The 11,838-nt window shown below is 42.9% G+C and carries 9 protein-coding genes; 6 read left to right on the top strand and 3 right to left on the bottom strand.

What is annotated here, in order from left to right:
* Positions 1–653: 653 nt before the first annotated feature.
* Positions 654–1,718, top strand: a complete 1,065-nt coding sequence (locus tag F6K63_RS19070) for a potassium channel family protein (protein ID WP_008186093.1) — start codon at positions 654–656, stop codon at positions 1,716–1,718.
* 409 nt (positions 1,719–2,127) lie between these two features.
* Here the strand turns inward: F6K63_RS19070 and F6K63_RS19075 are convergent, their stop codons facing one another.
* Both F6K63_RS19075 and F6K63_RS19080 read right to left on the bottom strand, forming a co-directional pair.
* Positions 2,128–2,334, bottom strand: a complete 207-nt coding sequence (locus F6K63_RS19075) for a hypothetical protein (RefSeq protein WP_008186091.1) — start codon at positions 2,332–2,334, stop codon at positions 2,128–2,130.
* Positions 2,335–2,455: 121 nt separating this feature from the next.
* Positions 2,456–2,959 (bottom strand): GNAT family N-acetyltransferase, encoded by a 504-nt coding sequence (locus F6K63_RS19080; RefSeq protein WP_287250805.1) that lies wholly within the window; start codon positions 2,957–2,959, stop codon positions 2,456–2,458.
* A gap of 366 nt (positions 2,960–3,325) precedes the next feature.
* Here F6K63_RS19080 and F6K63_RS19085 point away from each other — a divergent pair, with 366 nt between their 5' ends.
* Entirely contained in the window at positions 3,326–3,523 is a 198-nt protein-coding gene (locus F6K63_RS19085; protein ID WP_131826836.1) for a hypothetical protein, read from the top strand.
* A gap of 79 nt (positions 3,524–3,602) precedes the next feature.
* Here F6K63_RS19085 and F6K63_RS19090 read toward each other — a convergent pair whose 3' ends face one another.
* Positions 3,603–4,724: an RNA polymerase sigma factor, RpoD/SigA family gene (locus F6K63_RS19090; protein WP_008186088.1), complete on the bottom strand. Its 1,122-nt coding sequence runs from the start codon at positions 4,722–4,724 to the stop codon at positions 3,603–3,605.
* A gap of 469 nt (positions 4,725–5,193) precedes the next feature.
* Here F6K63_RS19090 and priA point away from each other — a divergent pair, with 469 nt between their 5' ends.
* The 4 genes from priA (at position 5,194) to F6K63_RS19115 (ending at position 11,828) form a co-directional block, all read left to right on the top strand.
* Positions 5,194–7,779 (top strand): primosomal protein N', encoded by a 2,586-nt coding sequence (gene priA / locus F6K63_RS19095; RefSeq protein ID WP_287312916.1) that lies wholly within the window; start codon positions 5,194–5,196, stop codon positions 7,777–7,779.
* A gap of 377 nt (positions 7,780–8,156) precedes the next feature.
* On the top strand, positions 8,157–8,729 hold the full coding sequence (locus F6K63_RS19100; RefSeq protein WP_287312917.1) for a hypothetical protein: 573 nt from the start codon (positions 8,157–8,159) through the stop codon (positions 8,727–8,729).
* Between the two features lie 94 nt (positions 8,730–8,823).
* Positions 8,824–10,260: an SUMF1/EgtB/PvdO family nonheme iron enzyme gene (locus tag F6K63_RS19110; RefSeq protein ID WP_353813053.1), complete on the top strand. Its 1,437-nt coding sequence runs from the start codon at positions 8,824–8,826 to the stop codon at positions 10,258–10,260.
* Positions 10,261–10,388: 128 nt separating this feature from the next.
* Entirely contained in the window at positions 10,389–11,828 is a 1,440-nt protein-coding gene (locus tag F6K63_RS19115; RefSeq protein ID WP_287312918.1) for an SUMF1/EgtB/PvdO family nonheme iron enzyme, read from the top strand.
* Positions 11,829–11,838: the final 10 nt, after the last annotated feature.

Genomic DNA, 11,838 nt, shown 5'->3' on the forward strand with positions numbered 1-11,838 from the left:
CTTTGAACTATATATTATATTTGTGAACTATATCTGTGAACTATATCTGTGAACTATATCTGTGAACTATATCTGTGAACTATATCTGTGAACTATATCTGTGAACTATATCTGTGAACTATATATCTGTGAACTATATCTGTGAACTATATCTGTGAACTATATCTGTGAACTATATCTGTGAACTATATCTGTGAACTATATCTGTGAACTATATCTGTGAACTATATATCTGTGAACTATATATCTGTGAACTATATATCTGTGAACTATATCTGTGAACTATATCTGTGAACTATATAGGGCGGTTTGCATAACTATCAGGTACACAGGATTGTTGTCCCTGTTCCCAGATCCGCTGTTCTCTGTTCCCTAAAAACCCAGAACTTTGTACCTAACTGAATTGCAAACCGCCGTATCTGTGAACTATATTTATCAACTATATTTATTAACTATATTTGTTAACTATATTTGTTAACTATATTTGTTAACTATATCTGTCAACTATATTTGTCAACTATACCGATAGCAAACCAATACACTTAATCATATTCATATATGTAATATTAAAAACCACTGTCAGCTGTCGGTGTTGCCAGTTTCACCTGAATTTTATCTAGGTATTAAGTTAAGTTAACCCATGACAAGCAACGGTGTATTCAACCCTTGAGCAAAAATATCGACGTCTTCGCCAAGAGCTGATTGCCGGTGCGATCACTCTCGGGGGTGTATTTCTGATTGGAACTCTGTGGTATCGGGTGGTTGAAGGCTGGGGCTGGTTGGAGTCAGCCTACATGACGGTAATCACCCTTTCGACAGTGGGCTATCAAGAAGTACGGCCGATGGGAGATCGGGCAAAACTATTTAGCATTTGTCTGATTTTTATGGGCATTATTAGTATCGGTTACATTGTTAACCGGTTTACAGAAGCCCTAATTCAAGGCTACTTTCAAGATGGAATTCGCATGAGGCAACAGAAGCGCTTGCTAGATAGTTTGACGAAACACTACATTTTGTGTGGGTTTGGACGGACTGGGCGTCAGATTGCTCTGGAATTTAAGGCTGAGGGCATCCCATTTGTAACAATTGACTCCCGATTGGAACAGGTTCAGGCTGTCCAGGATATGGGTTGTATTTCTGTACACGGAGATGCCACCTTGGATGAAACTCTGCTAAATGTGGGGATTGAACGGGCAATTTGTCTGGTGGCTGCCCTGCCCTCAGATGCTGAAAATCTCTATATTATCTTGTCTGCCAAAACCCTCAATCCTCGAATTCGAGCCATCGCTCGTGCTAGCTCCGAAGAAGCTGTTCAAAAGTTGCAGCGAGCTGGTGCAGATGCTGTAGTCTCTCCCTACATCACTGGTGGTAGACGCTTGGCAGCTGCAGCCCTTAGACCCCAAGTCATGGATTTTGTGGATGGGATTCTAACCGGAACTGATAGCTCTTTTTATATGGAAGAGTTTCTGCTAGACCCCGAAACCTGTCCTTGCGTGGGCAAAACCCTCAGGGAAGCCCGACTGCGATCGCAAACTGGTGCTTTGGTTTTAGCAATTCGCCGGGATTCCGGTCGTCTGATTGCTGGACCAGACGGTGACACTAAACTCATACCAGGAGACCTGCTGATTTGTATGGGGACAGCTGATCAATTGCGTGAGCTAAACCGCATTCTCGGTCCAATCCGTTCCAATTTGCTACGACTGCCCAAGCCAAAATAGATCTTAGGCTGAGAATGTGGCGTTGCTGATTCTCAGTATGGTTTCGCCCCCCTAGCCCCCCAAGCGAGGGATTGCTCGCTTGGGGGGAAAAACTCTCAAAGTCCCCCAGAATTGGGGGATTTAGGGGGCTTTAATAAAACTAGATGATCGCGCATTCATTCCTTAATTCAGCAACGCCGAGAATGTAGAATGCGCGAATGTAGAATGCAGAATGTAGAATGCAGAATGCGCGAATGTAGAATGCAGAATGTAGAATGTAGAATGTAGAATGTAGAATGAATGTAGAATGCAGAATGTAGAATGTAGAATGAATGTAGAATGTAGAATGAATGTAGAATTCTCAATTCTTCATTCTCAATTCTCAATTCTCAATTCTTCATTCTCAATTCTCAATTCTACATTCTACATTCTAATTAAGTTTCAAGGTATTCACCGGCACTTCATCCCAAGACTTAACTGTGCGTAATCGGGCAACCCAACCCGCTGCTTTTTGCTGATCAGTCAAGTTCTCCTGAAACGACTCGTGGCAATCCTTAGCCTGCTCTTCGTTGCAAGTGGCAATACAAGAGTAGAGAAGACCCGATGGATCAATCTGCTCGTTTACCCAAATAGTCATTTGTGATTTTTTTTATATCAACCAATATGTAAATTACCCTATGTCCTTTTTGCAGTTTACCTGCAACTAGGGGTTTAGAGTCGCAGCTGCATATACTTCCTAGTATAGCATTTAAGCAACATTAGTCAGTCGTTGCCGGATCAGTATACTCAGCTAGCTGATTGAGACCTATCCCAGTCACTCGACAAATTCTCCAGTCTGGCAATACTGCTGCTCCCATACGTTCATAAAATGCGATGGCAGGTTCATTCCAATCCAGTACACTCCATTCTAAACGCCCATAGCCACGGTCCACTGCTAGCTGAGCCAGGTAACTGAGTATAGCTTTACCGATGCCTTGGCGGCGAAATTCCGGTAATACAAATAAATCTTCTAGATAAATTCCTGGCTTAGTTAGAAATGTGGAATAGTTGTTAAAAAACAGTGCAAATCCCACTCCTTGACCACCCTGTTCAACGATAATCGCCTCTACGTAGGGTTTAGCGCCGAACAGGTGTTCTTTCAGGTCATCAACATTGCCAGTGACAGCTTCGGAGAGTTTCTCATACTCTGCTAGAGCCTTAATCAAATTAAACAGAATCGCTACATCAGCTTCTGTGGCTGGTCTTAAGGTAAAGTTACCCATAGTGCTGGCAAAGGGACATTGAACCTCCCCATCCTAAGAGGAATGGGGATTCCCAGGCACAACCTAGTTGGTTGTTATCTCCATGGGCGTAACTTTCCCTGGCCTATGGCCACGCTACGCGAACGCACCGAGGGTAGCTGAGTAGGGTCAATACCCAGTTTTTTTGAGACCCTTACTTTTTATATTAACACTATTTGAGAGGAAAAATTCATCCCCGACCTAAGAGGACGGGGTATTCTTTTCCCTCTCAAACTCTCCCACTCTGATAAAAAAGACAATTTGATTAATTATCATATCCCTTCTCTGGTAATGGGTAACTAATTAACTGGAATTACCTGATTTCGACATAACCTTTATCGTAAGCATATGCGCTACGCCCAGGCTACGCCAACAGCCGTCAGCCGTCAGCCGTCAGCTTATTTTATTCATCAGCCGTCAGTTTATTTTATTCAAAAGCTGTTCGGTGTAGCTTTGGCTATGGGCATAAACTGTTCCGGTAGCGTGGCTACAGCGCTGATAGCACCTCAAGTAGCACCATCTGTAGCGCTAATCGCTGTTCGCTGATACGCGACACGCTGATACGCGACACGCTGATAGCTTACCCTTTATCTATAAGTCAAGAGCTGACCTAAGACCTGCTGCACTAGGTCAACCAGTCTCTAAGCCGTCGAGCCACTTGGGGACGGCGTAGCTTACGCATGGCTTTGCTTTGAATCTGACGCACCCGTTCCCGAGAGAGATTGAACATGCCTCCTACTTCTTCTAGGGTGTAGGGTTCACTGCTGGCTAAACCATAGCGTAGAGAAATCACATCTTTTTCCCGCTCAGTCAGAACATCACTGAGAACCTCCCAAATCTCCTGGCGCATCATGGATTCATTCATCTTATCTTCGGGCAATCGTAGATCATTGTCTTCGAGCAAATCCATCAGTTCTGTGTCTTCCCCTTTACCAACTCTGTGATTCAAAGAAAGGGAGCGCCTACGCAGTTCTAGCAACTGACGCAAATGGGAGAGGGAAATTTCTAGCGCTTGAGCAAGTTCTAGTTCATTAGGATTGCGCTGCAGTTTTTGTTTAAGTTCCCGCTGAGCTTTTTTAAGTTTATTTAGCTTTTCGACAATGTGGATTGGTAGACGAATAGTTCGGGCATCATTGGCAATAGTACGAGTAATGGCCTGACGAATCCACCAATAAGCATAGGTAGAAAACTTGTAACCCTTATCTGGGTCAAACTTTTCCGCTGCTCGGTTTAAGCCCAACGCACCTTCTTGAATCAAATCTAGAAATGGTACACCCCGATTTATATATCGTTTAGCAATTGAAACCACTAAGCGCAAGTTCGAGCGAATCATCTTGCGTTTTGCCACACGACCACGATATAAATTCCCCTCCAACTGACGTTCTGTCATCTCGACCGCTGCAGCTACCTCAGCCTTAGTTGGTTTACGGTCTAATTTTTCCTGTAAGCTGTTGTGGAGATGGTCTATTTCTACTAGGAACTTAACCCGACGGGCTAAATCTACCTCTTCGTCTGGCTTGAGCAATGGGTAACGAGCCATCTCCTTAAAGAACGCACCCACCGTGTCATCAGAGCCGCTTTTCCGGAAATTATGGGAAGTAGAGACCACTAGTTCATCGTCTTCGGTGAATTCGACGGCTACACGCTGTAAATCTGTTTCCTCTGGCTCAATGTGGTCAGTAACATAAAAATCTTTCTCTTCCGTAGAAGGCATTGTATGAGTCTGGTTTAATTCTGTAATATTCATAGGGATGTGTGAGTTGCAAGTGTATTTTAAGTTTGTTAAAACCGTTGCCCTGAGGGATTGAGGCTGTTTGTTGCTGAAAATTGGCCTTTAATGAGAAATCTGTTCTAAAAAATTGGTGTTGCTGGTTTCACAAAGAAGTTAATACTCTAGACAGAGCAGCTAAAACACGCTCCATACCCTCAAAGCTCAGTGACCCAACCTGCTTCAAGTAGTTAATGTGTGATTGACGTGATTATAAATTAATGATTTTAAGCTTACCAGAAGCAGTTTGGCTAGTTGTATCTGTAATTACGAAATGTTTAATTACATATATTTTAGTTACAGTCTAGGGTGAAAGCAGGGGAGATAATTCTCTTCCCATTGCTTTTATTATTTTTTTTGACTCTGGAAACAGGATCTCACATATTTTAGAATTTTCCTATCTACCAATAGTGATAGAATAGGAGCCTTCCCAAACTAAAGCTGCCCTATGTCTAATCCTCCTTTAGGTCTACTGTTAGCTGAGCCTAGAGCACTTTACTTTTCTGGTGGTGGCCAAGAAAAGTGGGTTGAAGTCTTAGTAGATTGTCCAGGAGTTCAAGGTATATATACTTATCGTAATTCATTGGATGTATCAATCAATCCTGGAGATGTTTTGAGTGTGTCATTCGGGACTCAACAGCTAGGAGCGATCGCTATTCGGATTGTAGACTCTCCACCCCCAAACTTACCACTGGAGAAAATTAAGGACGTAGAAGAGGTCATCAGTCCCGGTTTCTTTCCCAGTTCCTACTGCCAACTGTTAGAGCGGGTGGCTCAATACTACTGCACCCCTCTAATCCAAGTGATTCGGTCTGCTTTACCTCCAGGACTGTTAGGGCGATCGCAGCGTCGGATTCGCCTCAATTCCTCGGCCTTACCTAAACAGGCTCATGTCTTTGTCAATAATTCAGCAGCAAGTAAGATTTTGGAGATTCTCCAGGCTAAACCCAATGGGGATTACAGCTGGCAATACCTCCAACGTCAGGTAAAGGGGGCTAAAGCAGGATTACGTCACCTGCTCAAGCGAGGTTGGGTCGAAAGTTATTTGGAAGCTCCTAAGCCAACTCGTCCTAAGCTCAGGAAAGCTGTGACTCTGGTGGCTGATCTCAATCGATCTAATCTGACTCGACGGCAACGGGAAGTATTGGAGGTGCTACGCCGTCGTGGGGGGGATTTGTGGTTGAGTGAACTATCACAAATTTGTAATGTTAGTTCTTCAACTATAAATTCATGGGAAGATAAGGGATATGTGGTGATTGAGCCTAGGGAAGTATTGCGCAATGCTACTTTACCAAATATGGCTACAGATGCCCCAAAAAACTTGACAAATGCCCAATCCCGTGCATTAGACCTGATTAATAATATTGATGGCTTTGCCCAAGTGCTGTTGCATGGGGTGACTGGGTCTGGGAAAACGGAGGTCTATCTACAAGCGATCGCACCAATCCTAGCGCAAGGAAAATCGGCTTTGGTGTTGGTGCCGGAAATTGGCTTAACTCCTCAAATTACTGACCGTTTCCGGGCTCGCTTTGGTGATAAAGTTCGGGTTTACCACAGTGCCTTGAATAAAGGGGAGCGCTATGATACCTGGCGACAGATGATCCCAGGTGAGCCACAAGTAGTGATTGGCACTCGTTCTGCTGTTTTTGCCCCCTTGCCCCAGTTGGGATTAATCGTATTAGATGAAGAACACGACTCCAGCTTCAAGCAAGACCAACCCATTCCTACCTACCACGCTCGCACCGTTGCCCAATGGCGAGCAGAATTAGAAAATTGTCCCCTTATTTTAGGTTCAGCTACTCCTTCGGTGGAAAGCTGGGTCAGTCTTAAGGTGATGGGGGGAGCGAGAGATGGTCAAATCGGTAGTGACATTAATCCCCTGACTTCTTCAGCTCCTGAGGTTCACCCCTTCACCTGTTCACCTCCTCAGCATCCAGAACTTAGCACTCATTACTTATCCCTGCCGGAACGGATTCAATCGAGACCCCTGCCACCGGTGGAAATTGTGGATATGAGGCAGGAGTTACAAGCTGGGAATCGGTCGATTTTTAGCCGTTCTCTCCAAGACAGCTTGAGACGACTAAAAGAACAAGAGAAACAGGGGATTTTATTTATCCCCCGCAGGGGACACAGTACCTTTGTGTCTTGTCGTAGTTGTGGTCATGTAGTTGAATGCCCTAACTGTGATGTTTCCTTGTCCTATCACTATACTCATGAAGGCGCTACTCAAGTATTGCGGTGCCACTATTGTAATTTCGGACAACTCCATCCCCGTAGTTGTCCAGAATGTAGTTCTCCCTACCTGAAATTTTTTGGTAGTGGTACTCAGCGGGTTGTTCAAGATTTGGCCAAGCTGTTTCCAGAGTTGCGAATTATCCGCTTTGACAGTGATACCACTCGTACCAAGAATGCTCATCGCACTCTGTTAACTCAATTCGCTAATCGGGAGGCTGACTTGTTGGTGGGGACCCAAATGCTGACCAAAGGATTAGATCTGGCTCAGGTGACACTGGTGGGAGTGGTAGCAGCAGATGGACTACTGTATTTGTCAGACTATAGAGCATCCGAGCGGGCATTTCAAACCTTAACTCAGGTGGCAGGTCGTGCCGGTCGTGGGGATGACCCTGGTCAGGTGATTATTCAAACTTATTCCCCAGAGCATCCTGTGATTCAGGCTGTCAAAACTCATAATTATCAGTCGTTTATCTCCGACGAATTGGAACAACGGGCAGCACTGAACTATCCCCCTTATGGTGATTTGATTCTGTTGCGCATAAGTGGATTGGATCCTGCGGCGGTGGAGAAGGTAGCGGAGGATTTAGCGGACAGGTTAGATACTCCTGAAGCCGAATACGATATCCTAGGACCAGCACCAGCCAGTGTAATCCGGGTTGCTCGTCGCTATCGATGGCAGATTTTGCTGAAGTTTGCTCCTACTGTGCCCGCCAGGTTACTGAATTGGCGGGAATTGCAGGATATGTGTCCTCCAGATATTAGCTTGACTATTGATGTTAATCCGTTGAATATCAGTTGAAATGTTAAAGTTAGAAGTTTAAAGTTGAAGGTTTAAAATTGGTTGAAGGTTTAAAGTTAGGAGTTGAAGGTTTAAAGTTAGAAGTTGTAAGTTGAATGTTGAATGTTGAATGTTGAATGTTATAGGAGTCGAAGTAAAGGTTGAGGCGTTGCTGAATTGAAGTATGAATAGGAGTAGAGTGGGCATCCTGCCCGCGCCAAAAGATCAGGAACAGGCAAGATGCCTATTCCACAGGTGCGACCCAAGGCCGCGCACCTGCTCTTAAAATCATTCCATTATTAAGCAACGCCAAAGTTAAAAAATATTTCTATTCCCGACTCCCGATTCCCGACTCCCGATTCCCGATTCTAAATTCTAAATTCTTAATTCCCTAATTTGTGAATACTCCTGCTCACGCCATCGTCAATCTCCTGATTTTAGGAAAAAAAAGAAAGCCCGAAAATAATTTACCAATTGTGTTCGGTGCCATCTTACCGGATTTCCCAATGGTAATTTTTTACGGATATGAGAAATTACTCAGAGGAATTCCTGAAAATGTAATCTGGTCTGAATCTTATTATAACCAAAGCTGGCAAGTATTTTTTGATATTTTCAATTCTTTTCCATTGATACTAGTAGGTGGCTTGTTAGCCTACTATTTTCGTCAAACGTTTCTGATTGCTATGTTTGCTAGCATGGCTCTTCATGGGTTGGGAGATTTTCCTTTCCATGCTGACGATGCCCACCGTCACTTTTTTCCATTGTCAAATTGGCGCTTTCAAAGCCCTGTGTCTTATTGGGATTCTCGTCATTATGGTCATATTTTTGCTCCTATAGAAGTGTTGGCTGTTATAGTGGGATGCTTAATTTTATGGAGAAGGCACACTTCGATTAAGGCTCGGATTATTATTGCTATTGTACTTACTGTTTATTTTGGTTATGGAGTTTATGCGGTGTTAGTTTGGGGTTAGTATAGCGGGTTTCAATTCGGTATAATCAGAGTGTAGATACTAAATTATAGCAGAGTATTAATTTATATTTTCACAGGTCTTGAAGTAACCATCAATGAATGCTGGACATATCCCTGGTTATCTCCTCAAACAGATAAACGAAGCACTGTGTAGTGCTTTCCCTGATAAAACTGAATTAGAAATGATGGTGCTTTATGAATTAAATAAAAATCTGAACCAGGTTGCTAGCGGTAAAAATTTAAGGGAAATCGTTGACAGATTAATAAACCATTGTCGTGCTTCCAATGAGTTAGAAAAATTAATTGATGGAGCACTTCAAAAAAATCCAAATAATGCTCAATTAAAGGTAATCAAGGAAAAAGTTAAAATTACGACTAGTTTAGTCAAGATATTGCTTCCTTTAGAAAAAAACTTGATCAACCAAATGCAACAGGCTTACATAGCTTGTTGTCCCGATGAAATCTTGGAGGATTGGGAATATGAAATTCCTGACAGTTTCTATGAAATTCTAGAATGTTTTGAGTATATACCTCAACGAAATGATGATGAAAAACTGATTGTTAAATTTGTTGATCATTTATTAGTAAGTTTATTAGTAAATGGAAATATTTCCAAATCAGAGGCTGATCAACTAAAGCAATGGTTAGAAAACAATGCCAAGAACGTTGTAAAGGAAAAAAGTTTAAAGCAGTTTCCCTTTGAAGTAGTAACAGTTGACCGTAGAGGAGTAATAATCAAGCGAGAAAATAAACAAGCAAGTTATTTCACTCAAGATCTGGGGAATGGAGTAGACCTAGAGATGGTGTATATCCCAGCAGGAAGCTTCTTAATGGGTTGCCCTGAAAGTGAGAGGGAGAGTCATGACAGGGAAAGACCTCAACACCAAGTAAGTATCCTACCCTTCTTCCTGGGAAAATATCAGGTAACCCAGGCGCAATGGCGAGCGGTGGTCAAGCTTCCAAAAGTTAACCGGGACTTAGATCCAGACCCTTCTTACTTTAAAGGAGAGAATCGACCAGTAGAGCAAGTAAACTGGTTCGATGCGGTGGAATTTTGCGTACGCCTTTCTGAATATACAGGAACTAAATACAGATTACCGAGTGAAGGGGAATGGGAATACGCCTGTAGAGCTGGAACTACCACACCATTCCATTATGGAGAAACCATAACCAGTCAATTAGCTAATTATGACGGTAAGTTTACTTATGCAAAGGAGGCAGAAGGGAAATTTCGAAGAGAAACCACCCCAGTAGGACGTTTTCCCCCCAACGGCTTTGGCTTATACGATATGCACGGCAATGTTTGGGAGTGGTGTGGGGATCCTTACCATCGTGATTACAAAGGAGCCCCTACAGATGGGAGGATCTGGAGTATTAATCATAATTATACTGATTATTATATACTGCGGGGCGGCTCGTGGCTCTACAGACCTATGTATTGCCGTTCTGCCTATCGCGACTTCTCTGACCCGAATGATTACATTGACGACAATGTCGGTTTTCGTGTGGCTCGGGCTGTTGCAAGGAGCTAGCCCTTTGCCCTTTTTGTACTTTTTACTCCTTTTTGTTGTTTTGTTGCTGCCGTATAATCAGAGTGTAGATACTAAATTAGAGTCAAACTATTAAGTTCTATTTTTCACAGGTCTTGAACTAACCATCCATGAATACTGGACATACCCCTGGTTATCTACTCGACCATATAAACGAAGCACTGTGTAGTGCTTTCCCTGATAAAACTGAATTAGAAATGATGGTGCTTTATGAATTAAATAGAAATCTGAACCAGGTTGCTAGCGGTGGAAATTTAAAGGTAATCGTTCACAACTTAATAATGCATTATCAAGCTTCCAATGAGTTAGAAAAATTACTTGATGGAGCACTTAAACAAAATCCAAACAATGCTCAATTAAAGGCAATTGAGGAAAATTTTAAAATTACGACTAGTTTAGTCAAAATATTGATTCCTTTAGAAAGGAACTTGCTCAAACAAATGCAACAGGCTTATAGAGCTTGCTGTCCCAATTGGAAAAATAAAATCCCTGACAGTTTATATGATATCCTAGAAAGCTGGGATGATATACCTCAAGCAACTGATGATGAAAAACTGATTGTCAAATTTGTCGATAATTTATTAGTAAATGGAAATGTTCCCAAGTCAAAGGCTGATCAACTAAAGCAATGGTTAGAAAAAAATGCCAATAACGTTTCTGATTTATTAGTTTACAGACAAACAGCAGGGCCAAAAGGTTTAAAGCAGTTTTCCTTTAAAGTCGTGACAGTTAACCCTAGAGGAGCAACAATCAAACGAGAAAATAAACAAGCAAGTTATTTCACTCAAGATCTGGGGAATGAAGTAGACCTAGAGATGGTGTATATCCCACCAGGAAGCTTCTTAATGGGTTCCCCGAAAAGTGAGAGGTACAGTAATCACAGGGAAAGACCTCAACACCAAGTAAGCATTCAACCCTTCTTTCTCGGGAAATATCAGGTAACCCAGGCGCAATGGCGAGCTGTGGCCAACCTACCTAAAATTAAGCGGGACTTAAAGCCAGACCCTTCGAGATTGAAAGGAGAGAATCGACCAGTAGAGCAAGTAACCTGGTACGATGCGGTGGAATTTTGCGATCGCCTTTCTGAGTATACAGGAACGGAATACAGATTACCCAGTGAAGCGGAATGGGAATATGCCTGTAGAGCAAGAACTACTACACCATTCCATTATGGAGAGACCATAACCAGTAAATTAGCTAATTATCGTGCTTCCTATACGTATGCAGACGAAGCAGAAGGGGAATATCGAGGAGAAACCACCCCAGTAGGACGTTTTCCCCCCAACGGCTTTGGCTTATACGATATGCACGGCAATGTTTGGGAGTGGTGTGCGGATCCAAGTCATGATAATTACCAAGGAGCTCCTACAGATGGGAGTATCTGGAATCAATTTGATAATAATACTGGTTATTATATAATGCGGGGCGGCTCGTGGATCTTCTATCCTAGGGATTGCCGTTCTGCCTACCGCTACAACGACTATTACGCGCGCGGTAAATTCTTCGACAGTATCGGTTTTCGTGTGGCTCGTGGTGTTGGGAGGACTTAGCCCTTTTTTC

It is taken from the genome of Moorena sp. SIO1G6 (genome assembly GCF_010672795.1).
Classification (GTDB): Bacteria; Cyanobacteriota; Cyanobacteriia; order Cyanobacteriales; family Coleofasciculaceae; genus Moorena; species Moorena producens.

Bases quoted from the DNA above. Each gene is read 5' to 3' on its own strand.
- F6K63_RS19075 (WP_008186091.1), bottom strand. From the start codon at position 2,334: ATGACTATTTGGGTAAACGAGCAGATTGATCCATCGGGTCTTCTCTAC.
- F6K63_RS19080 (WP_287250805.1), bottom strand. From the start codon at position 2,959: ATGGGTAACTTTACCTTAAGACCAGCCACAGAAGCTGATGTAGCGATT.
- F6K63_RS19085 (WP_131826836.1), top strand. From the start codon at position 3,326: ATGCGCTACGCCCAGGCTACGCCAACAGCCGTCAGCCGTCAGCCGTCA.
- F6K63_RS19090 (WP_008186088.1), bottom strand. From the start codon at position 4,724: ATGAATATTACAGAATTAAACCAGACTCATACAATGCCTTCTACGGAA.
- priA (WP_287312916.1), top strand. From the start codon at position 5,194: ATGTCTAATCCTCCTTTAGGTCTACTGTTAGCTGAGCCTAGAGCACTT.
- F6K63_RS19110 (WP_353813053.1), top strand. From the start codon at position 8,824: ATGAATGCTGGACATATCCCTGGTTATCTCCTCAAACAGATAAACGAA.
- F6K63_RS19115 (WP_287312918.1), top strand. From the start codon at position 10,389: ATGAATACTGGACATACCCCTGGTTATCTACTCGACCATATAAACGAA.